This is a genomic window from Kitasatospora sp. NPDC059146, assembly GCF_042786665.1.
GTDB lineage: Bacteria > Actinomycetota > Actinomycetes > Streptomycetales > Streptomycetaceae > Kitasatospora.
Genome location: NZ_JBHZCY010000048.1, coordinates 1 through 20,612, shown reverse-complemented (window position 1 = coordinate 20,612; position 20,612 = coordinate 1). Strand labels below are relative to the sequence as shown.

The following is a 20,612-nucleotide window of genomic DNA, read 5'->3' as shown; positions in this document are numbered from 1 at the left end:
CGCGCGTCCCGGCCCGCGTCCGCCGAGGATTTGCCCGGGCTTCGGTGGGGTGGGGTAATGAGAGGCGACCGGTGTTTGGGTGTTCCCTCAGAGACCCGGGAGCGTGCGATGAGCGGTGGGCCGGAACCGATCAGTGCCGAGGGGCTGCGTGCCGTGCAGGAGGAGTTGGCGCAGCTGCGGGCGGAGCGGGGGGAGGTGGCCGCGACCCTGCGCGGGGAGGATCCGGTGGGGGACCGCGCCGACGCGGCGGACGAGTTGCAGCGGGCCTCGGACGTGACGCGGCTGGACCGGCGGATCGTCGAGCTGGAGGGGCGGCTGCGGGAGGCCGAGGTGGCCGGGGCGCCGTCCACGGACGTGATCGGGGTGGGGTCGACGGTCACCGTGCGGTTCTCCGACGGCGAGCAGGAGACCGTCGAGATCTCCGAGCTGGCCGAGGAGCGCGAGCTGACCCTGGTGACGTACGACAGCCCGCTCGGGAAGGCGCTGCTGGGCCGCCACGCCGGGGAGACGGTGAACTACGAGACGCCGGGCGGCGCGGCGAGCGCGGTCGTGCTGGCGGTGGGCGGCAGCGGCTGACCGGGGCCGTCGGAGGTCGTCCCGTTCGATAGGCCGCGCCGATCGGACGACTGGTACGACCTCTTTGACCTGCGACGATGCCGGACAGGACACTGGACGGGCGGCCCACCGCCGCCGGATTCCCCGTCCGAGCGAACCGTCCGAGGAGACCCCGCACGTGCGCACCGCCCGCTGGATACCGGCCGCGGCCGCCGTGGCGGTCGCCGCCTGGGGAGCGAACCAGTTCACCGCGCTGGCGAGCGTCTACCGGGCGCACACGGACTGGTCGCCGGTGTCGCTGGCCGGGATGTTCTCGGTGTACCTGGTCGGGCTGGTGCCCGGGCTGCTGCTGGGCGGCCCGGCCGCGGACCGGTACGGGCGCCGGCGCACGGTGCGGGCCGGGCTCGCCCTGTCGGCGGCCGCCAGCGCGCTGCTGGCGCTGGGCGACGAGCCCACCGGGTACGTCGCCCGGCTGGCGACCGGCTTCGCGGCCGGGCTGGTGTTCCCGGCCGGGACGACCTGGCTGCGGGAGCTCTCCGGCCCCGGGGTGTCGCCGGTGGCCGCCGCGCGCCGCGCGATGTACGCCACCGGGATCGGCTTCTCGGCCGGTGCGCTGGCCTCCGGCGTCCTCTCGGAGTGGCTGCCCGGTCCGACCCTCGTGCCCTGCCTCGCCCACGCCGCGGCCTGTCTGCTGGTCCTGCGGGCCACCGGCCGGCTCCCGGACGCGGCGCCGGTGGGCCGCCCGGTCCGGCCCGCGGAGCACCACCGCGCGGCCGTGCAGCACCCCCGGTTCCGCTACGTCGTGCTGCCCGCCAGCCCCGCCGTGCTGGGCGCCGCGACCGTCGGCTACGTCGTGCTGCCGCCGCTGGTCGCCCACCATCTGCCGGGCTACGCACCGCTGTTCAGCGGTCTGGTGGCGGCCCTGACGCTCGCCATGGGGGTGCTCGCCCAGCCCTTCGCGGCCCGGCTGGACGACGCGGGCAGCGCCCGGGCCACCCTCACCGCGATGGCGACGGTGATCGCCGGACTGCTGCTCGGCGCGCTGGCCGCCGACCGCGACTCGGTGGGGCTGGTGCTGGCGGCCGCCGTCGTGCTCGGCACCGGGTACGGACTGACCCTCGGCGCGGGCCTGCACGAGGTGGAGCGGCTCACCGCCCGCAGCGCCGGACGCGCCACCGGACGCAACCCCGCCGGACCGACCTCCGCCGCGCTCTACCAGAGCACCACCTCCAGCGGCTTCCTCACCCCGCTGCTGCTGGCCGGCACGGCCGGGCGCGCGTCCTACCCGGCGCTGCTGGTCGGCATGGCCGCCGTCGGCGTGCTCTGCCTGGCGGTCACCGGCGCGCACAGCCGCCGCCACCTGCCCGGGCACCCGGCCGGCCCGGAAACGCGCGAGGATTCATCCGTACAGACCTGACCGGCCGCGAGGCCGACCCACGACCCGCGACCCGCGACCCACCCGAGGAGCCGACGACCATGGGCCGAGTGACCGTACCCCGCAGGGTGCTGCGGCTGCGCAAGGGCGTGCCCTCGCACCGCCCCGACACCCTGGCCGCCGAGGAGCCGATGGAGATCCGGGTCGGCGGCCGTCCGCTGACGGTGACCATGCGCACCCCCGGCAGCGACTTCGACCTCGCGGCCGGCTTCCTGGTCAGCGAGGGCGTGCTGCACGCCGCCGACCACCTGGCCGGGATCCGCTACTGCGCCGGGGCCACCGCCGACGGCGGCAACACCTACAACGTGGTGGACGTGGTGCTCGCGGCCGGTGTGCCCGCCCCGGACGCCTCGCTGGAGCGCAACTTCTACACCACCTCCTCCTGCGGCCTGTGCGGCAAGGCCAGCCTGGACGCGGTGCGCACCACCGCGCCGTGGAGCGTCGCGGCGGACGGGCTGCGGATCACCCCCGAGCTGCTGTCCGCGCTGCCGGACCGGCTGCGCGCCGCCCAGAAGGTCTTCGACAGCACCGGCGGCCTGCACGCGGCCGGGCTGTTCGACGCCCAGGGGCGGCTGCTCTGCCTGCGCGAGGACGTGGGGCGGCACAACGCGGTGGACAAGGTGGTCGGCCACGCGCTGCGCGAGGGCCTGCTGCCGGCCCGGGGCACGGTGCTGATGGTCAGCGGCCGGGCCTCCTTCGAGCTGGTGCAGAAGGCGGTGATGGCCGGCATCCCCGCGCTCGCCGCCGTCTCCGCGCCGTCCTCGCTGGCGGTGGACCTGGCCGAGGAGAGCGGGCTGACCCTGGTCGGCTTCCTGCGCGGCGACTCGATGAACGTGTACACCCGCACCGACCGGATCGACCTGACCGACCCGACCGAGGCCGGGCACGCCGCCGAGGCCGAGGCCGAGTAGATGCTGTTCCGCCAGCTCGAGTACCTGGTCGCCCTGGCCCGCGAGCGGCACTTCGCCCGCGCCGCCCAGGCCTGCCGGGTCTCCCAGCCGGCGCTGTCCGAGGCGCTGCGCAAGCTGGAGGACGAACTGGGGGTGCTGCTGGTGCGGCGCGGCCGGGCGTACGAGGGCCTGACCCCCGAGGGCGAGCGGATCGTGCGGTGGGCGCAGCGCATCCTGGCCGACCGGGACGCCCTGCGCGACGAGGTGGACGCGCTGCGCACCGGGCTGAGCGGACGGCTGCGGATCGGCTCGGTGCCGACCGCCTCGGGGGCCGTCCCGCTGCTCACCGGACCGTTCTGCACCGCCCACCCGCTGGCCGCCGTGGAGCTGTCCACCGACCTGCGCGCCGATGAACTCCTGCGCCAGGTGCGGGACTTCGAGATCGACGCGGGCCTCAGCTACCTCCCGGAGCAGGGCGCCGAGGGCGTGCGCACCGTCCCGCTGTACGAGGAGCGGTACGTCCTGCTGACCGGCCCCGCCGACGGTCTCGCCGGGCAGCCGCACGCCACCTGGACGGAGGCCTCCCGGCTGCCGCTGTGCCTGCTGCACCCGGGCATGCAGGGCCGCCGGGTGCTGGACGGGGTGTTCGCGGGCCTCGGACTGGCGCCGGTGCCCCGGGTGGAGACGGACTCGGTGGGCTCGCTGTTCGCGCACGTGCGCGCCGGCCACTGGGCGAGCGTGGTGCCGTACGCCTGGCTGCACGTGTTCGGGGTGCCGCCCGGGATGCGGGCCGTCCCGCTGGTGGAGCCGGTGCACAGCACGCCGATCGGGCTGGTGACCGCGGCCCGGGAGCCGGGGTCGGTGATGGCCCGCGCCCTGCGGGAGGTGGCCCGGCGGACGGACCTGGCCGGGGTGCTGGGCGCCCTGCCGAAGGCGTAGCTGTCGACGCGCGGGAGCGGCAACGGTCGACGCGCGGGAGCCGTAGCGGTCGGTGCACGGGGGCCGTAGCGGTCGACGCGCGGGGGCCGACGGCCCGGCGTAGCGTCGACCCGGACCCCCGAGTGACCCAGCCGCGCGACGGAAGGCGAGCACCGTGACCACCTCCGACGACGAAGCCACCGCCGCCCCGCAGCGGCCGGAGGAGGTCGGCCCCTCCCCCGCCGCGCCGCCCCGCTACGCGCCGTACCACCACCCCGCCGCCGGCTGGGGCGCGGCGAAGAGCGTCACCCGTTTCATGGCCCGCGAGGGGGCGTACCTGGACGGCCCGCGGGCCGTCATGCGGATGAACCACGAGAACGGCGGCTTCGACTGCCCGGGCTGCGCCTGGCCGGACGACACCAAGGGCCTGCACCTGGACATCTGCGAGAACGGCATCAAGCACGTCACCTGGGAGATGACCCGCAAGCGGGTCGGCCGGGAGTTCTTCGCCGCGCACTCGGTGACCGAGCTGTCCGACTGGAGCGACTTCGCCCTGGAGGACCAGGGCCGGCTCACCGAGCCGATGGTCTACGACCCGGACACCGACCACTACCTGCCGATCGGCTGGAAGGACGCGTTCGACCTGGTCGGCCGCACCCTGCGGGGGCTGGACGACCCGAACCGGGCGGCGTTCTACACCTCCGGCCGGCTCGGCAACGAGGCGACCTTCCTGTACCAGCTGATGGCCCGCGAGCTGGGCACCAACAACCTCCCCGACTGCTCCAACATGTGCCACGAGGCCAGTGGACGGGCCCTCCAGGCGGCGCTGGGCACCGGGAAGGGGACGGTCGACCTCAAGGACTGGGAGGTCACCGACGCGCTGTTCATCCTGGGTGTCAACGCGGCCTCCAACGCGCCCCGGATGCCCACCTCGCTCGCCGAGGCCTTCCGGCGCGGCGCGCAGATCGTGCACGTCAACCCGCTGGTCGAGGCGGCGGCGACCCGGACGATCATCCCGCACGACTTCACCGACATGGCGCTGAACCGGGCGACCCGCACCAGCACGCTCAACCTCCAGCCGCGGATCGGCGGCGACATGGCGCTGCTGCGCGGCATAGCGAAGGCGCTCCTGGAGCAGTCGGCGGCCGACGACGGGGCACTGGACCGGCTCTTCATCGAGCGGCACACCAGCGGCTTCGCGGCCTACCGGCGCGTCTGCGAGCAGACGCCCTGGGCGGAGCTGGAGCGCCAGAGCGGGCTGGGCCGGGCGGAGATCCTCAAGGCGGCGCGGGTCTACCGCGAGGCGGACCGCTCGATCTTCAGCTGGTGCCTGGGCGTCACCCAGCACGAGCACGGGGTGGACACCGTGCGGGAGATCGTCAACCTGCTGCTGCTGCGCGGCAACCTGGGCCGGGAGGGGGCCGGGCCCTCGCCGGTGCGCGGGCACAGCAACGTGCAGGGCAACCGCACCTGCGGGATCGACCACCGGCCGGCCGACGCCTTCCTGGACCGGCTCGGCGCGGTCTGCCGGATCGACCCGCCGCGCGCCCACGGCCTGGACACGGTCGGGACGATCGAGGCGATGCGGCGCGGCGAGGTGACCGTCTTCGTCGGCATGGGCGGCAACTTCGCGCTCGCCGCCCCGGACTCCCCCTACACCTACCAGGCCCTGCGCACCTGCGAGTTGACCGTCCAGGTGAGCACCAAGCTGAACCGCAGCCACCTGGTGCACGGCCGCCGGGCGCTGATCCTGCCCTGCCTGGGCCGGACCGAGAAGGACCACCAGCGCGCCGGGGTGCAGTCCACCTCGGTCGAGGACTCGATGAGCATGGTGCACCTGTCGGCCGGCATGAAGCGCCCGGCCTCACCGCACCTGCTCTCCGAGCCGGCGATCGTCGCCGGGATGGCCCGCGCGGCCCTGCCGGACAGCCCCACCCCGTGGGAGTGGTACATCGAGGACTACGACCGGATCCGCGACACCATGGCCGAAGTCCTGGACGGCTTCGAGGACTTCAACCGCCGGGTGCGGCTGCCGCTGGGCTTCCGGATCAAGCAGCCCGCCCGCGAACTGGTCTTCCTCACCCCCTCCGGCAAGGCCGAGTTCTCCGCCGCCGCGCTGCCCGACGTCGTCCCCGCGCCCGGCACCCTGGCGCTCGGCACGATGCGCTCGCACGACCAGTGGAACACCACCATCTACTCGGACGACGACCGCTACCGGGGCGTGCAGAACCTGCGCACCCTGGTCTTCCTCAACCGGGACGACATGCGCGAGCGCGGCATCGCCGAGTTCGACCCGGTGGACGTCACCAGCACCGCCCGGGACGGCTCCACCCGCTCGGTGCACGGCTACCTGGCCGTCCCGTACGACATCCCGCGCGGCTGCGCGGCCGGGTACATGCCGGAGCTGAACGTGCTGTGCGCGATCGGCGACCACAGCACCCAGAGCGACCAGCCGATCATGAAGCACCTCAAGGTGACCGTGACGAAGAGCTAGACCGGCCTACTCCGAGGGCTGGGGCGTCCAGCGGTGCAGGCCCTTGCGGTCGTAGTAGCGGGTCATCCCGAAGCCGAAGGCCAGGGCCAGCGCCACCCCGATGGCGATCATGACCCAGCCGCGGGCCAGCCCGGCGTCCGAGCGGGCGTCGAAGAAGAGGATCGCCCGGATGCCGTCGCTCAGCTGCCGCATCGGCTCGAAGACCGCCAGGAAGCGGTAGAAGCCGGGCACCGCCTGGAGCGGGACGGTCGCCCCGGAGGACGGCAGGGCGAGCGCGATGAACACGAACATGGACACCAGCTGCCCGATCCCGCCGAACGCGGCGTTGATCGCCTGCACGCCGAGGCCGACGGCGAGGCTGGCGCAGTAGGCGAACACCCACAGCAGGGCCTGGTGCGGGGCGTCCATGCCGAGGATCCCGGCCGTGCAGAGCAGCACCAGGGAGGTGGTGACCAGCATGATCCCGGCGGTCATCAGCATCTTGAGCAGCAGGGTCTGGGTGCGGCTGATCGGGACGGTCGGGCGGCGGGTGTGCCAGGGGCCGATCTCGCTGTCGCTGTAGCCGAGCGCGGTGTCGACGCCGTTGTGGATGATGTTGCCGCCGATGAAGCCGGTCAGCACGGCGAGCAGGGTGAAGTAGAAGGCGCTCAGGCCGAGGCCGCTGTGGCTGCCGATCGGGTGGCCGACCTGGGTGGCGACGGCGAACGGGTCGGCGAGCAGCAGCCGGGCGGTGGCGCCGGTGTCCGGCCCCTGGGCGCCCGGGCCGCCCTGGGCCGGTACGGCGGCCAGCAGCCGCTGTCCGGCCGCGACCGAGGCCTGGTGGGCGGCGTTCTGGGCGATCTGGGCGGCGATCGAGGAGCCGAGGCTGCCCAGGCCGGGGTTGGTGAGGACGGTGAGGGTGGGCCGATGGGTGGCCCCGCCGGCGGCGAGCGCGGTGACGGTGGCGGTGAAGTCGGCGGGGACGAGCAGCACGCCGTAGACCTTGCCGGCGGCGAGCAGGTCGCGGGCGCCCGCGTCGTCGGTCTGGCGCCAGCGGACGGTGTCGCCCGGGATCCCGGCCACCACGGCGCGGGTCAGCTGGGTGCCGAGGTTGACCGGCTGGCCGGGCGGGGGCGGGGCCTGGTCGGCGTTCACCAGGGCGATCGGCAGCCGGTGCAGGTGCCCGGTCGGGTTGACGATGCCGCCCAGGTAGAGCAGCGAGAGCAGCGCGGCCACCAGGGCGCACAGGACGCCGGGGAAGAGCCAGAGCTTCGGGCGCCGGGCGAGTGCCAGCGCCCTCGCCCGCCGGGGAGCCCCCGGAGGTCCTGCGGTCTGGGAGCCTGCGGTCGCCATGCCACCCCTCAGCTGCGTGTGCGTGTGCGGGTACGGATCCGGCGGGAAGTCGTTCCGTCGTCACGTGGCGCTCAAACCCGCGTCACCCGGACGGACGTCACGCCTCGCGAAAGGTAAAGGTTCTACCAAGTGCGCAAGTATCGCGCTTCCGTCGGTCTATGCTTCTGGAGGTTTGAAGAAGGCACCTCGTTCGGTGAGGCTTCTTCACGGACACAGGCCACTGATCCGACGACGTCGAGAGACGCCCAGGGTTAGGACAGATCTTCCCGACCTAAGGGTTGATCCGAAGTGGCTTCCGGCCCGAACGGGTTGGACACGCCGTGGAGTGCCAAAGCTCTGACGAGTTGGGGTGAACCGGTGGCAGTCGCGCGCGCCGGTGAACTCCTTGCCGTGTCGATGACACGCACCACGGGGTGCGTCGACCGGGAGGAGGCGAGAGACATGGATTGCAGTAGTCCGGGCCACAGTAGCCCCTGCCCCCGCCTGCCCTCGTACACCTCCGGCACGCGGTAACAACCTTCCCTGCGCGTACAACTGACGCACCGTCACGTCATGGCGGCGACGTCGTCGCACCGTTCGCCAGCACGCACGCGGCTCCGCCGTGCCCGCCCGGGCACCGCCCCGCCGCGGGCCGGTGCGCCGTGCCCGCACGCAGGGGGAATTACTGCTGCGCGCCCCCATCACCCCGCCTGTCCCGGGGTCCACGGGAGGAACGTCATGACCACCAACGCCACACTCAACTCCAAGCCGCAGAAGCAGCGTTCGGCCGTACTGGACGACGCCCACGTCGGCGACATCAAGGGTGCGCTCGGCACCATCAAGCTCGATGACGACGCACCGCGCCAAGGCCTGTCGGCAAGACTCAAGACCCTGCTGGCGATCGTCGGCCCCGGCCTGATCGTGATGGTCGGCGACAACGACGCCGGCGCCTTCTCCACCTACGGCCAGGCCGGCCAGAACTACGGCACCCAGCTGCTGTGGACGCTGCTGATGCTGGTGCCCGTGCTGTACGTCAACCAGGAGATGGTGCTGCGCCTGGGCGCGGTCACCGGTGTCGGCCACGCCCGGCTGATCCTGGAGCGCTTCGGCAAGTTCTGGGGCGCGTTCAGCGTCATCGACCTCTTCCTGCTCAACGCCCTCACCCTGGTCACCGAGTTCATCGGCGTGACGCTCGCGGCCGGCTACCTGGGCCTGCCCAAGGTCGCCTCGGTGGTGCTGGCGGCGGCGATCATCATCGCCTCGGCCTTCACCGGCTCCTTCCAGCGCTTCGAGCGGGTCGCGGTGACCCTGTGCATAGGCTCGCTGCTGCTGGTGCCGATCTACTTCATGGTCCACCCGAAGACCTCGCAGATGGCCCACGACTTCGTGGTGCCGCAGATGCCGGGCGGCGCGGGCGAGTTGGCCGCGGTCATGCTGGTGATCATCTCGATCGTCGGCACCACCGTCGCCCCCTGGCAGCTGTTCTTCCAGCAGTCGTACGTCATCGACAAGCGGATCACCCCGCGCTTCATGAAGTACGAGAAGGCCGACCTCTGGATCGGCATCGCGATCGTGATCATCGGCGCCGCCGCCATGATGGGCTTCACCGCCGCCGCCTTCGCGGGCACCGACGGCTTCGGCCAGTTCTCCGACGCCGGGGCCGTCGCCAAGGGCATCGAGGACAAGGCCGGCCACCTGGCGGGCGTGCTGTTCGCCATCGCCCTGCTGGACGCCTCGATCATCGGCGCCTTCGCCGTCTCGCTCTCCACCGCCTACGCCATCGGCGACGTCTTCGGCATCAAGCACTCGCTGCACCGCGGGGTCAAGGGCGCCAAGGGCTTCTACGGCATCTACGCGGGCCTGGTGATCGCCGCGGCCGCCATCACCCTGCTGTCCACCGGCTACATGCAGGGCCTGATGACCCAGTTCGTCCAGGTGCTGGCCGGGGTGCTGCTGCCCTCCGCCACCGTCTTCCTGCTGCTGCTCTGCAACGACAAGGCGGTGCTCGGCCCCTGGGTGAACGGTCCCAAGACCAACGCCTTCACCGCCGCCGTGGTCGGCGTGCTGGTCACGCTGTCGCTGATCCTCACCGCGGCCGTCGTCTGGCCGGACATCAGCTCGGACGCGATCCTGCGGATCATGGCCGGCTGCGGGGTGGCGGGCGTCCTGGTCGCCGGGTACTCCTTCCTCTCCGGCCGCCGCGGCACCAAGGAGGACCCGATCGACCGCACCGGCCGGGAGAACTGGCGGATGCCCCCGCTGGAGACCCTGGAGAAGCCGGTGATGTCCACCACCCGCAAGCTCGGCATGGGCGCCCTGCGCGTCTACCTGCTGGTCGCGATGGTGATGGTGATCGTCAAGATCGTGCAGACCGCACTGAACCACTGACCCGGACGCCGGGGGCGGCGCCGCACACCACGGCCCGCCGCCCCCGGCCCCGCCCCGGAACCCTCGACCACCCCGCACCCGGGGTAAGGAAGGCAGTACGGCCATGCGCACCACCACCCCCTTCCACCACCTCTTCCACCACTGCCCCAGCGTCCGACTCGCCCTGCACGACGGCGTCGAGCGCGCCTACCGCCTCGACGACCCCGGCAGCTGCCCCCGCTCGGGCACCCGCAACACCCCGGCCTCCGCGTACGAGCCCCGTGTCCACCTGGCCTACCTGCTGGCCCGCCAGGGCCACCGCCCGGACTGGCTCGCCCTCCCCCAGCCTCCGGCCGGGGGGACCCCCACCGCGGACCTTCCGCCGGCCGCCGCGCACCGGATCGCCCTCGCCGCCGCCCGCCACCGGGCCGCCGCCGCGACCACGCCCGCGCCCGCCGCCGCCTGAATCATCAACTCCCCTGCGCACCGGCGCACTTGTTCAGATCTTGCCTGTCCTGTCACGGAGGTGACCAGCCATGTCCATCGTTGCCGCTTTCCAGCCCGCCCTCCCGTCCACCGATCGCGGCCGACTGCGCGCCGCCCTCGCCGCGGTGGGCCGACGGCTGGCCGCCAGCCCGCTCGACAACACCGTGCTGCGCGCCGTCGGCGCCCCGGCCCCGAGCCCGGCCCCGGGACTTCCGAACGACCGGCCCACCCGGATGCGGGCCAGCTGGCACTCCGTCACCGGCCCGGACGGGACGGCCCGACTGGAAGCCTCCTGGCACCCCGGCCACTGACCCGACCGACCCCACCAGCCGAAGGAGCATCCGCCATGGCCGTGCGCTACCGCAGGCTCGACGCCATCTTCTCGGACCACACCGCCGCCCCCGCCCTGCGGGCCGTCCCCGCCGCCCGGACCGTCCCCGGCCCGCGGCCCGTCCTCGACTCGGCCGGCCTGGTGGTCGACCAGGAGCAGCGCACCGTCACCGTCGACGGCCAGCACCTCGACCTGCCGTACCTGGAGTTCGAACTGCTCGCCCACCTGGTCGGCAACCCGCTGCGGGTGCACTCCCGCCGCCAGCTGATGGAGTCCGTCTGGGGCCGGCCGGACACCGGCGACACCCGCACCATCGCCACCCACATCGCCCGGATCCGCCGCAAGCTCGGCCCCGGCCACCGGGAGGCGATCGCCACCGTCCGGCAGATCGGCTACAAGTACGACCCCCGGCTGGTCCGCGCCGCCTGAGGCCGGCCCCGCCGCAGCGCCAGTGGCACCACCGACAGCGCCGACACCAACCGGAGGAGGACACCGCATGACCCGGACCGCCCTGTTCCCCTGGACGAGCCGAGGTACGGCGCTCTGCGTCGCCGTGCTCCTCCTCGCCCTCCAGGTCGCCGCCCTCGGCGCCGCGCCCGCTCCGCTGCGCCTGTTCCTCTCCGGCGTGCTCATCGGCGGCTCGGCCGTCGGGCTGCTGCTCGCCCTGCTGCTGGCCCACAGCCGGCAGCGGGCGGGCCTGGCCGCACCTCCCGCCCCGGAGGACGACGCCCAGTGGTTCAGCGCCCGCTCGCTGGAGGGCTTCCCGATGGAGCAGGTCCGCCCGCTCCTGCTCGGCCCCGACGCCCCCGGCCTCAACCGGCTCTACACCGCCTGGGTGTTCGCCACCCACGGGCACGACCCCCAGTGGATCGCCCACCACCTCGGCCTGCCCACCCCGACCGCCCGGCTGCTGGTCACCGCGGCCCGGCAGCACGCCACGTCCACCCCGTCCGACCCCTCCGAGAGGAAGCCGAAGTGATCACGGCCCTCGACCACGTCCAGCTCTCCGCGCCACCCGGCAGCGAGCCCCTGCTGCGCGCCTTCTACGGCGACGTCCTGCAGATGGCCGAGATCCCCAAGCCCCAGCCGCTGACCGGCCGCGGCGGCTGCTGGTTCGCCGCCGACGGCGGCCGGGTCCGGCTCTACCTCGGCATCGAGGAGCGCTTCCGCCCCAGTGTCAAGGCCCACCCCGGGATGGCGGTCTGCGAGATCGAGGACTTTGCCGAACGCCTCGCCGGACTCGGCGCCCAGGTCGTCTGGGACGACAGCCTCCCGCCCCGGCGCCGCTTCTACACCACCGACCCGGTCGGCAACCTGCTGGAGTTCGTCGAAACCGCGTAGGCCCCCTCCGGCCTGAGCACCGGACCGAAACACCGGTCCATTTGCGTACGGACGTCAGAAGGGAGCAGACTGCCCGGGTTTGCGCCGGAGGTCCCCGTCATGTCCTTCCCGAAGTCCGCCCCGGGCCCGTCCCGGGGCCCGCTGCCGCCCCGGACCGCGGGCCGCCCGTCCCGGGCGGGCCGGGCCCCCCGGGCGGGCTGGGCGGACGTGGTCGTGGCCGCCGCCGTCCTGGTCCTGCTCTACCTCGCACTGCGGGTCGGACAGGGCACCACCGTACGGTTCTCCACCGCGCGCGACGCCGCCGTGGACACCGACCCGGCCCGGCTGCCGTACGACGCCGCGCGCTCGCTGCTGCGGATGTTCGCGGCGCTGGTCCTCTCGGTCGGCTTCACCTTCGGCTACGCCTACGCCGCCGCCCGCAGCCGCCGGCTGGAACGGGTGCTGATCCCCGCGCTGGACATCCTCCAGTCGGTGCCGGTGCTCGCCTTCCTGACCGTCGCCGTCACCGGCTTCCTCGCCCTGTTCCCCGGCTCCGAGCTCGGCCTGGAGTGCGCGGCCGTGTTCGCCATCTTCACGTCCCAGGCGTGGAACATGACCTTCGGCTTCTACCACTCACTGGTCTCGCTGCCGCGCGAACTCGACGAGCTGTCCCGCTCCTTCCGGTTCAGCCGGTGGATGCGGTTCCGGAAGGTCGAACTGCCCTCCGGCATGATCGGCCTGGTCTGGAACGGCATGCTCAGCTTCGGCGGCGGCTGGTTCTTCCTGGTCGCCTCCGAGGCGATCAGCGTCGACAACCAGCGCTACGCCCTGCCCGGGGTCGGCTCCTACGCGGGCGCCGCCATCGCCGCCGGCGACCTCGGCCGGGTCGGCTGGGCGATCGCCACCATGGCCGTCCTGGTCATCGGCGTGAACTTCCTGTTCTGGCGGCCGCTCACCGCCTGGGCCGAACGCTTCAAGAACGAGCAGTCCGAGGCCACCGAGGTGCAGCGCTCCGTCGTGCTCGCCCTGCTGCGCCGCTCCCGGCTGCCCGGCCTGCTCGGCCGGGTGCTGCGGCCCCTCGGCCGGGCCCTGGACCGGGCCGGACGGGTCTTCGGCACCGACGACCGGCCGCTCGCGGTCAGCCGCGCCCGGCAGCGCACCGGCGACCTCCTCTTCGCCGTCGTCTCCGGCGGCATCGTGCTCTGGGGCCTGGTCGACCTCGGCCGCTACCTCGCCGGCACCACCGGCCTCGGCGTCTTCGGCGAGCCCCTGCTGCTCGGCCTCGCCACCCTGGCCCGGGTGGTGGTGCTGGTCGCGGTCGCCACCGTCGTCTGGGTGCCGATCGGCGTGCGGATCGGCTTCTCCCCCCGGCTGACCAGGATCGCCCAGCCGCTGGTCCAGGTGCTCGCCAGCTTCCCCGCCAACTTCCTGTTCCCGCTGGTGGTCTGGCTGCTGCTGCGCACCGGCCTGTCGATCGACCTCGGCGGCGTGCTGCTGATGGCCCTCGGCGCCCAGTGGTACATCCTGTTCAACGCCATCGCCGGCGCCATGGCCATCCCCAGCGACCTGCGCGAGGCCATGGACAACCTCGGCGTGCGCGGCCTGCAGCGCTGGCGGCGGCTCATCGTCCCCGGCATCTTCCCGGCGTACGTCACCGGCGGCATCACCGCCTCCGGCGGCGCCTGGAACGCCTCCATCGTCTCCGAGGTGGTCACCTTCGGCGGCACCACCCTCACCGCCACCGGCCTCGGCGCGTACATCGCCGGCGCCACCGAACGCGGCGACCACCCGCACCTGCTCGCCGGGGTCGCGGTGATGAGCGCGTACGTCGTCGCCCTCAACCGCCTGGTCTGGCGCCGGTTGTACCGCCTGGCCGAACGCCGTTACTCGCTCCAATGAGGTTCCCCCCGATGCGCTTCCCGTTCTCCTCCCGCCCCGCCCCCGCCGTCACCCAGCCCGCCGTGGCGGACGGCGCGACCCTGCTGGAGACCGTCGGCCTCACCAAGTCCTACGCCGGCGCCGACGGCGAACTCCCGGTGCTCTCCGGGATCGACCTCACCGTCCGGGCCGGCGAGATCGTCGCCCTGCTCGGCCGCTCCGGCTCCGGCAAGTCCACCCTGCTGCGCTGCCTGGCCGGCCTGCTGCCGCCCAGCTCCGGCACCGTCCGCTACCGCGGCACCCCCCTCACCGGCGCCAACCCCGGCACCGCGCTCGTCTTCCAGACCTTCGCCCTGCTGCCCTGGCTGACCGTCCGGCAGAACGTCGAACTGGGCCTGGAGGCCCGCGGGGTGCCCCCGCGCGAGCGCGCCCGCGCCGCCGACCAGGCCATCGACCTGATCGGCCTCACCGGCTTCGAGAACGCCTACCCCAAGGAGCTCTCCGGCGGCATGCGCCAACGCGTCGGCTTCGCCCGGGCCCTGGTCGTCGAACCCGACGTGCTGATGATGGACGAACCGTTCTCCGCGCTCGACGTGCTCACCGCCGAGAACCTGCGCGGCGAACTCCTGGAACTGTGGGAGTCCGGCCAGTTCCCCACCCGCGCCGTCGTCCTGGTCACCCACAACATCGAGGAGGCCGTGCTGATGGCCGACCGCGTCGTCGTCCTCGGCTCCCGCCCGTACGGCACCATCCGGGAGACCGTCGACGTCGACCTGGAACGCCCGCGCGACCGCGACTCCGCCGCCTTCGACGAACTCGTCGACCGGGTCTACCGGATCATGACCGGCCGGCCCAAGGACCCCCGGGCGGCCGGGCGCCCCGAGCCGGACCGTACCGAGCCCGGCCCCACCGAACCGGACCGCACGGACCCGGACCCCGCGGACCCGGACCGCCCCGACCGCCGGACCGTCGCCAACACCCCGCTGCCCAGCGCCAGCGTGGACGGCCTCTCCGGCCTGGCCGAGATGATCGCCCACCGCGCCGGCCGCTGCGACCTCGCCGACCTCGCCGACCAACTCGGCCTCGACATCGACGACATGCTCCCCCAGGTCGACGCCCTCGACCTGCTCGGCTTCGCCGAGATCCACGGCGACGACCTCCTGCTCACCGAGGACGGCACCGCCTTCGCCCACGCCGACGTCCAGGACTCCCGCGCCCTCTTCGCCGGCGCCGCCCTCGACGTCCCGCTGGTCAAGCTGATCGCCAACAGCCTCGGCGGCGAACCCGGCGCCACCGCCCGGGCCGGCTTCTTCCGCGACCTCCTCGCCCACCACTACACCAGCGAACAGGTCGACCGGCAGCTGGAGACCGCCACCGACTGGGGCCGCTACGCGGGCCTGTTCGGCTACGACGCGGCCCGGCAGGAATACCGGTCGGAGGAGGCGTAGGGCGGGGAGAATGCTCCGGAACCCCGTACGCCGACCGGACGGAGCACAGCGTGGTGTTGAACAGGCGTCACTTCCTCGGCGCAGCTGGAGCGGTGGGCGCGGCGGGCGCAGTGGGTGCGGCGGGCGCAGTGGGTGCGGCGCCGCACCCGGCACCCGCCACCGCGCGCAGCGACCACGAGCGCTTCATGGCGGCGGCGATCGAGGAGGGGCACAGGAACGAGCGCTACCCCTTCGGGGCGGTGCTGGTGCGCTCCGGCGAGGTGGTGGCCCGGGGCGTCAACGCGGCGCAGGACGGCCCGACCTACCACGGCGAGATGGTCGCCATCGACGACTTCGGGCAGCCCTACGGCAGCCCCGAGTGGGCGGGCACCTCCCTGTACACCACCGCCGAACCCTGCCCCATGTGCATGAGCGCCTGCGCCTGGGCCGGCATCGGCCAGGTCGTCTGGGCCACTTCGATCGAGGGGCTGCGCCGCGCCGGCCTGGACCAGATCGACCTGTCCGCCGTCGACGTGGCCAAGGCCGCCGACTCCTTCTACCACCCGCGACTGCTGCTGGGCGGGGTGCTGGCCGCCGAGACGGACGAGTTGTTCCGCCGCGCCCAGGTCATCCGCGGTGGTGGTGGCGGGCCCGGCGACCGTGCGGCCACCGGGCCTTTCGGCGAAGGGGTCTGACCTATCGCCAGGAGGGCACGATCGAGAGCCGGGCGGTGTTCGGGGCGACGTCGCAGAAGTAGGTGATCGCCTCACCCCGGGCCACGTAGTCCTTGCCGGCCGCGTCGCACGCGGCGCCGCTCGGGTACATGCCGATGTAGACGAAACTGGCAGCCTGCGCGGACGGCGCGGCCAGCAGCGCGCCGGCAGCCAGTAGTCCGGTCAGACTCAGGGTCGAAATCGCTTTGCGCATGGGTGTGTTGCTGCCTTCCTGTTCCGGTGGCGAGGGCTCCGGTCGTGATGATCCGGTGCCCGGTGCGCAGCAGCCTCGTGCACCGGTGGACGGAGGGCAATGGTCGAGACCAATTCGGCCGGAAGCCGCCGGGGCCGCCTGGGCGGCGGACTCCCGGGGCGCGACGGCCCCAGCCCTCGGTCCGTCGGCGAAGGACCGCACCCTCCCCCGCCCCGCAGGCCCCCGGGGCGGAGCGGTCACCCGGTGGGGCGAGGGCGGGGAGACCCGCGCGTTCCGGCCAGTGGTCCAGACCAATTGGGCATGCTCAGCACAACCCGAACAGGCTCCGGCACAACCCGGACCGGCTCCGGCTCAGCCCATCGGGCCGGCCCCGGCTCAGCCCGTCGGACCGGCCGCCGGGCGGCCGCGCACCCCCCGGACGGCGCGGGCGGCCCGGGCGGCCCGGCCGAAGGGCTGCTCCGCCGTGTCGGCGGCCGCGGCCGCGCCGCCGACACCACCGCCACCACCGCTGCGGTCCGGCAGGTCGTTGGCGATCACGGCCGCCTCGGTCAGCAGCCCGCGCACCTCGGTGGCGCGGTAGAAGATCCGCGTCCCCTCCCGGCGGGCCACCACCAGCCCCGCCACCCGCAGCTTCGCCAGGTGCTGCGAAGTGGCCGCCACGTGCGCGCCCAACAGCTCGGCCAGCTCGCTGACCGGCAGCTCCCGGCGGCTCAACGCCCACAGCAACCGGTACCGCGACGGGTCGGCCACCGCCTTCAACACCGCCACCGCCCGCTCGGCCGCATCCGCGTCCCAGGCCTCGTCCTTCGCACCGCCCATACGCCGATCGTACCGACGCCCGCCCCCGCCCCCACCCCCGGCAAGCACCCCCACCCCGGCAGTACGGCCCCAGCAGCAGAAGTCGGCCCCGCCGACTTCCGGTGCCCTACTCCGCGCGGGTTCCGTTCAGGTAGGCGAGTACCGCCAGGACGCGGCGGTTGTCGTCGTCGGAGGCGCCGAGGCCGAGCTTGGCGAAGATGTTGGAGGTGTGCTTGCTGACCGCGCCCTCGCTGAAGTGGAGCCGCAGGGCGATCGCGGCGTTGGAACGGCCCTCGGCCATCATCTCGAGCACGTCGCGTTCGCGCGGGGTCAGCATCGCGAGCGGCTCGTCGTAGGCGTTGCGGGCCAGCAGGCGGGTGATCACCTGGGGGTCCATGACGGTGCCGCCGGCGGCGACGGTGTGGACGGCGTCGACGAACTGGTCGGCCTTGGAGACCCGGTCCTTGAGCAGGTAGCCGACGCCGCCCGCGCCGTCGGCGATCAGCTCCCGGGCGTAGAGCTGCTCGACGTGCTGGGAGAGCACCAGCACCGGCAGTCCGGGCTGTTCGCGGCGGGCCGCCAGCGCGGCCTGGAGGCCCTCGTCGGAGTAGGTGGGGGGCAGCCGGACGTCGACCACGGCGATGTCGGGGCGGTGCTCGGCGAGCGCGGCGGACAGTTCCGGCCCGCTCTCCACGGCCGCGACGATGTCGTGGCCGTGGGCGCTCAGCAGGAGTTCGAGTCCGTCCCTCAGCAGGACGAGGTCCTCGGCGAGGACAACACGCACGGTAGCTCCATGATCAGCCTGGTCGGGCCCCCCGGGGGGCTGGTCAGCGTGAGCGTACCGTCGAACACCGCCAGCCTGCGCTGGATGCCCCGCAGGCCGCTGCCGCCCTCCGGGTCGGCGCCGCCCCGACCGTCGTCGAAGACCTCGGCGCGGAGCAGTCCGGCGGCGTGGGTGAGCTCCACCCCGGCGTGGCGGGCGTCGCCGTGCTTGACCGCGTTGGTGAGCGCCTCGCTGACCGCGAAGTACATCGCCGACTCCACCGGCGCCTCCGCCCGCCCGGGCAGTTCGGCCCGGACCTCGACCTTCAACGGCACGTCCAGCGCGAGCGCCCGGATCCCTTCGGCGAGGCCGCGTTCGGCGAGCACCGGCGGGTGGATGCCGCGCACCAGGTCGCGCAGCTCCTGGAGGGCCTGGGTGACGTTCTCCTGGGCGTCCGTCACCACCTGCTTCGCCTTCTCCGGGTCCCGGTCGATCAGCGGTACCACCGCGCCGAGCCGCAGGCTGACGGCGACCAGCCGGGCCTGGGCGCCGTCGTGCAGGTCCCGTTCGATCCGGCGCAGCTCGGCGGCCTGGGCCTCGGTGGCGTCCAGCCGGATCTCGGTGAGCTGCTCGACCCGATGGGCCAGCCGGGAGCGCTCGGTGGGGCCGAGCAGGGTACGGGTCCACCGGCCGTGCAGGTGCAGTGCGGGCCCGGCGAGGGCGAGTCCGGCGGCCACCAGGACCAGGCCGAGCAGCGGTCCGAGCAGCCCGGGCAGCGGCAACAGGCCGTAGCCGGGGCCGGGTTCGGGCAGTACGGGCTGCGCCAGCCCGTACAGGCCGTAGCCGGTCAGCAGGACGGGCGCGGCCGCGACGGCGCCGCCGACCAGCGGGTCGACCAGCAGCCAGGCGGCGTCCCGCCAGGTCGCCGGGTCGTTCCAGAGCCAGCGGAGCTTGAGCGCGAAGCCCGCGAACCAGCGGTTCTTGTGGTAGTCGTGGCCGGTCCAGTACCAGCCGTGCAGGGTGCGTTCCAGCGCCGGGCGCGGCACGTACGGCACCGGTACGGGCACCTGGGACCAGTGGCCGGAGGCCCAGCGGGCGGCCGTGGCGGCGGAGCGGACCACCCGGGTCGTCACCGGGAACAACGGGACCAGCCCGGCGCCGACCCAGAGCAGGAACGAGACCACGAAGAGCACGCCCATCACCGCGCCGACCGGGATCAGCAGGGTGAGGACGGCGAGGCGGCCGAGCGCCAAAAGGGCGGTGCGCAGCGCCTCGGCGCCTCGGGACTGCGGGGTGCTCACGGGGTGGGCCTCCGGTCGGCTCGACGGTTCTGTGCGGTGTCCTGCTGTGCGGTGTCCTGCTGTGCTGCCCTGCGGCTGTGCTGTGCTGTGCTGTGCTGTGCTGGACGATCATGATGGCAGCCCCGCAACGGGCCCGGCTCAGCCCCCCGTTACGCCCTCGGCCGCCCGCTCGGCCGCCTGCTTGGCGCGGATCAGCCGGTACACCCCCACGAAGCACACCGAGCCCAGCAGGATGAACCCCGTCGCGACCGGCACCTGCCAGGCGGGCGGCAGGTACAGGGCCAGGAACCAGCTCCGGTTGGCCGGCGCGAGCAGCGACATGGCCAGCGCCACTGCGCCCTGCGGGGCCGTGCTCAGCACCCCGGCCGTCACCAGCAGCCCGGCGACCGCGGTCCGGCGGCGGGAGAGCTGGTCCAGCAGGTCCTGCTCCCGCGGCGAGCGGTCCGCCGAGCCGGCCTTCCGGCGGACGCCCTTGCGCATCACGTCCAGCAGTTCCGGCCCGCGGGTCTCCAGTCGGCGCCGGGCCGCCCGGCCCATCCACCCGGCGAACAGCAGCCCGGTGGCCAGGCCGACCGCCGTGCCGCCCCAGCGCAGCGGTGCGCTGTGCAGCAGCGTCCCGGCCAGCACCACGCCGGTGGCCGGCAGCGCGGCGAACAGCTGGAGCAGCAGGACGGCGAGGCTCTGCATCCGGACCTGGTCGCCGCTCTCGTCGCTGAATCCGTCCAGCGGGTTGCCGCCCGGCCGGTCCGGGAACGGCGCCGGGCCGAGCAGCGACATCAGCGGCACCAGCCCCGCGCCCGCACCGAGCACCGCCGGCAGGGCGGCCAGCAGCCAGGGCCAGGCCCAGCCGTTCGGGACGGCCACCGTCCCGGCGACGGTGAGCAGCAGCGCGGCCGGGCCGACCAGCAGCAGCCAGGCCAGCTGCCGGGCCCGGACGTCGATCCGCTCGGCGCCGGGGGCGACCAGGGTCAGCCAGAGGGCGCCGGCGTCCAGCCCGTACAGGCTGGAGCCGAGCGCACCGGCGTACAGCGCCGTGACCACGCCCGTCCACGGCAGTACGGTCGGGAAGCCGCCGAGCACCGGCAGCAGGCCGGTGAACAGGCCGGTCCACAGGGCGATCCGCAGGAAGCGGGCCCGGCGCGGGTCGCGCGCCCACAGGCGCAGCTCCTTGCCGAGAACGGCGGCCCCTGGGGTGTCCGGGAGGAGCCGCGGGCGGCCGCGCCGACGGCCGGCGGGCCGTCCGCCCCCCGCCGTACCGCGCACCAACTGCCGGGCCAGCAGGGCCGTCCAGGCGGCGAACAGCAGCCCGCACAGGGCGAGCAGTCCGCCGAGGCAGGCGCCGACCAGGACCCAGTCGGAGCGCCGGGCGGCGTCCACGGCGTCCACCGACCACCCGGAGGGCAGGACGCGC

General features: G+C 73.9%; 19 protein-coding genes, 1 pseudogene and 1 riboswitch. Of the genes and pseudogenes, 14 read left to right on the top strand and 6 right to left on the bottom strand.

Going from position 1 to position 20,612, the window contains the following annotated elements; all coding sequences use genetic code 11:
• The first annotated feature begins 108 nt into the window (after positions 1-108).
• From ACFXPX_RS21260 to ACFXPX_RS21240, 5 genes are all read left to right on the top strand, one after another.
• On the top strand, positions 109-576 hold the full coding sequence (locus ACFXPX_RS21260; protein WP_375894288.1) for a GreA/GreB family elongation factor: 468 nt from the start codon (positions 109-111) through the stop codon (positions 574-576).
• A 157-nt stretch (positions 577-733) separates the two neighbouring features.
• Positions 734-1,972 carry an MFS transporter gene (locus ACFXPX_RS21255; protein ID WP_380642754.1) on the top strand — a complete coding sequence of 413 codons (1,239 nt, stop codon included), beginning with the start codon at positions 734-736 and terminating at the stop codon, positions 1,970-1,972.
• A gap of 59 nt (positions 1,973-2,031) precedes the next feature.
• Entirely contained in the window at positions 2,032-2,901 is an 870-nt protein-coding gene (gene fdhD, locus ACFXPX_RS21250; protein ID WP_380590226.1) for a formate dehydrogenase accessory sulfurtransferase FdhD, read from the top strand.
• Positions 2,902-3,819 (top strand): LysR family transcriptional regulator, encoded by a 918-nt coding sequence (locus tag ACFXPX_RS21245; protein ID WP_380642752.1) that lies wholly within the window; start codon positions 2,902-2,904, stop codon positions 3,817-3,819.
• Between the two features lie 154 nt (positions 3,820-3,973).
• Complete coding sequence (locus ACFXPX_RS21240) at positions 3,974-6,292, top strand: FdhF/YdeP family oxidoreductase (protein WP_380642750.1); 2,319 nt, start codon at positions 3,974-3,976, stop codon at positions 6,290-6,292.
• 6 nt (positions 6,293-6,298) lie between these two features.
• Here ACFXPX_RS21240 and ACFXPX_RS21235 read toward each other — a convergent pair whose 3' ends face one another.
• Positions 6,299-7,624 carry a YhgE/Pip domain-containing protein gene (locus tag ACFXPX_RS21235; RefSeq protein ID WP_380642748.1) on the bottom strand — a complete coding sequence of 442 codons (1,326 nt, stop codon included), beginning with the start codon at positions 7,622-7,624 and terminating at the stop codon, positions 6,299-6,301.
• Positions 7,625-7,802: 178 nt separating this feature from the next.
• Positions 7,803-7,980, top strand: a riboswitch (M-box (ykoK) riboswitch).
• 361 nt (positions 7,981-8,341) lie between these two features.
• Between ACFXPX_RS21235 and ACFXPX_RS21230 the strand changes: the two genes are divergently transcribed.
• The 9 genes from ACFXPX_RS21230 to ACFXPX_RS21190 all read left to right on the top strand — a co-directional run bounded on the left by ACFXPX_RS21230 (position 8,342) and on the right by ACFXPX_RS21190 (position 16,107).
• The gene (locus tag ACFXPX_RS21230; protein ID WP_380526350.1) at positions 8,342-9,991 is read left to right on the top strand and encodes an NRAMP family divalent metal transporter; all 1,650 of its coding nucleotides are present in this window, start codon (positions 8,342-8,344) and stop codon (positions 9,989-9,991) included.
• A gap of 103 nt (positions 9,992-10,094) precedes the next feature.
• Positions 10,095-10,436 carry a hypothetical protein gene (locus tag ACFXPX_RS21225; protein ID WP_380526352.1) on the top strand — a complete coding sequence of 114 codons (342 nt, stop codon included), beginning with the start codon at positions 10,095-10,097 and terminating at the stop codon, positions 10,434-10,436.
• 70 nt (positions 10,437-10,506) lie between these two features.
• Positions 10,507-10,767, top strand: coding sequence for a hypothetical protein (locus ACFXPX_RS21220; RefSeq protein WP_380526354.1), 261 nt, complete (start codon positions 10,507-10,509; stop codon positions 10,765-10,767).
• A 35-nt stretch (positions 10,768-10,802) separates the two neighbouring features.
• Positions 10,803-11,216 (top strand): winged helix-turn-helix domain-containing protein, encoded by a 414-nt coding sequence (locus ACFXPX_RS21215; protein WP_380526355.1) that lies wholly within the window; start codon positions 10,803-10,805, stop codon positions 11,214-11,216.
• A 67-nt stretch (positions 11,217-11,283) separates the two neighbouring features.
• A complete protein-coding gene (locus ACFXPX_RS21210) occupies positions 11,284-11,766 on the top strand; it encodes a hypothetical protein (protein ID WP_380526357.1) in 483 nt (160 codons plus the stop codon).
• On the top strand, positions 11,763-12,128 hold the full coding sequence (locus ACFXPX_RS21205; RefSeq protein WP_375894320.1) for a glyoxalase: 366 nt from the start codon (positions 11,763-11,765) through the stop codon (positions 12,126-12,128). Before ACFXPX_RS21210 ends, ACFXPX_RS21205 begins: the two co-directional genes overlap by 4 nt.
• A gap of 99 nt (positions 12,129-12,227) precedes the next feature.
• Positions 12,228-14,006, top strand: coding sequence for an ABC transporter permease (locus ACFXPX_RS21200; protein WP_380590218.1), 1,779 nt, complete (start codon positions 12,228-12,230; stop codon positions 14,004-14,006).
• A complete protein-coding gene (locus tag ACFXPX_RS21195) occupies positions 14,003-15,433 on the top strand; it encodes a nitrate/sulfonate/bicarbonate ABC transporter ATP-binding protein (RefSeq protein ID WP_380642746.1) in 1,431 nt (476 codons plus the stop codon). Before ACFXPX_RS21200 ends, ACFXPX_RS21195 begins: the two co-directional genes overlap by 4 nt.
• A gap of 50 nt (positions 15,434-15,483) precedes the next feature.
• Positions 15,484-16,107 (top strand): nucleoside deaminase, encoded by a 624-nt coding sequence (locus tag ACFXPX_RS21190; RefSeq protein WP_380590215.1) that lies wholly within the window; start codon positions 15,484-15,486, stop codon positions 16,105-16,107.
• A gap of 1 nt (position 16,108) precedes the next feature.
• On the opposite strand, the gene ACFXPX_RS21185 is transcribed toward ACFXPX_RS21190, so the two are convergent.
• The 5 genes and pseudogenes from ACFXPX_RS21185 to ACFXPX_RS21165 all read right to left on the bottom strand — a co-directional run.
• On the bottom strand, positions 16,109-16,339 hold the full coding sequence (locus ACFXPX_RS21185) for a hypothetical protein (protein WP_380590212.1): 231 nt from the start codon (positions 16,337-16,339) through the stop codon (positions 16,109-16,111).
• Positions 16,340-16,714: 375 nt separating this feature from the next.
• Entirely contained in the window at positions 16,715-17,158 is a 444-nt protein-coding gene (locus ACFXPX_RS21180) for an ArsR/SmtB family transcription factor (RefSeq protein ID WP_380642744.1), read from the bottom strand.
• Positions 17,159-17,264: 106 nt separating this feature from the next.
• Positions 17,265-17,921 carry a LuxR C-terminal-related transcriptional regulator gene (locus tag ACFXPX_RS21175; RefSeq protein ID WP_380526367.1) on the bottom strand — a complete coding sequence of 219 codons (657 nt, stop codon included), beginning with the start codon at positions 17,919-17,921 and terminating at the stop codon, positions 17,265-17,267.
• Positions 17,885-19,201 (bottom strand): sensor histidine kinase, encoded by a 1,317-nt coding sequence (locus ACFXPX_RS21170; RefSeq protein WP_380526369.1) that lies wholly within the window; start codon positions 19,199-19,201, stop codon positions 17,885-17,887. The genes ACFXPX_RS21175 and ACFXPX_RS21170 overlap by 37 nt, the downstream gene beginning before the upstream one ends.
• A 138-nt stretch (positions 19,202-19,339) precedes the next feature.
• Positions 19,340-20,612: pseudogene (locus tag ACFXPX_RS21165) on the bottom strand (hypothetical protein); the annotation flags it as partial.

What these genes read in the sequence shown, in the direction of transcription:
- ACFXPX_RS21260 (WP_375894288.1), top strand. Translation starts at nt 109, where the DNA reads ATGAGCGGTGGGCCGGAACCGATCAGTGCCGAGGGGCTGCGTGCCGTG.
- fdhD (WP_380590226.1), top strand. Translation starts at nt 2,032, where the DNA reads ATGGGCCGAGTGACCGTACCCCGCAGGGTGCTGCGGCTGCGCAAGGGC.
- ACFXPX_RS21245 (WP_380642752.1), top strand. Translation starts at nt 2,902, where the DNA reads ATGCTGTTCCGCCAGCTCGAGTACCTGGTCGCCCTGGCCCGCGAGCGG.
- ACFXPX_RS21235 (WP_380642748.1), bottom strand. Translation starts at nt 7,624, where the DNA reads ATGGCGACCGCAGGCTCCCAGACCGCAGGACCTCCGGGGGCTCCCCGG.
- ACFXPX_RS21230 (WP_380526350.1), top strand. Translation starts at nt 8,342, where the DNA reads ATGACCACCAACGCCACACTCAACTCCAAGCCGCAGAAGCAGCGTTCG.
- ACFXPX_RS21225 (WP_380526352.1), top strand. Translation starts at nt 10,095, where the DNA reads ATGCGCACCACCACCCCCTTCCACCACCTCTTCCACCACTGCCCCAGC.
- ACFXPX_RS21220 (WP_380526354.1), top strand. Translation starts at nt 10,507, where the DNA reads ATGTCCATCGTTGCCGCTTTCCAGCCCGCCCTCCCGTCCACCGATCGC.
- ACFXPX_RS21215 (WP_380526355.1), top strand. Translation starts at nt 10,803, where the DNA reads ATGGCCGTGCGCTACCGCAGGCTCGACGCCATCTTCTCGGACCACACC.
- ACFXPX_RS21210 (WP_380526357.1), top strand. Translation starts at nt 11,284, where the DNA reads ATGACCCGGACCGCCCTGTTCCCCTGGACGAGCCGAGGTACGGCGCTC.
- ACFXPX_RS21200 (WP_380590218.1), top strand. Translation starts at nt 12,228, where the DNA reads ATGTCCTTCCCGAAGTCCGCCCCGGGCCCGTCCCGGGGCCCGCTGCCG.
- ACFXPX_RS21195 (WP_380642746.1), top strand. Translation starts at nt 14,003, where the DNA reads ATGAGGTTCCCCCCGATGCGCTTCCCGTTCTCCTCCCGCCCCGCCCCC.
- ACFXPX_RS21185 (WP_380590212.1), bottom strand. Translation starts at nt 16,339, where the DNA reads ATGCGCAAAGCGATTTCGACCCTGAGTCTGACCGGACTACTGGCTGCC.
- ACFXPX_RS21180 (WP_380642744.1), bottom strand. Translation starts at nt 17,158, where the DNA reads ATGGGCGGTGCGAAGGACGAGGCCTGGGACGCGGATGCGGCCGAGCGG.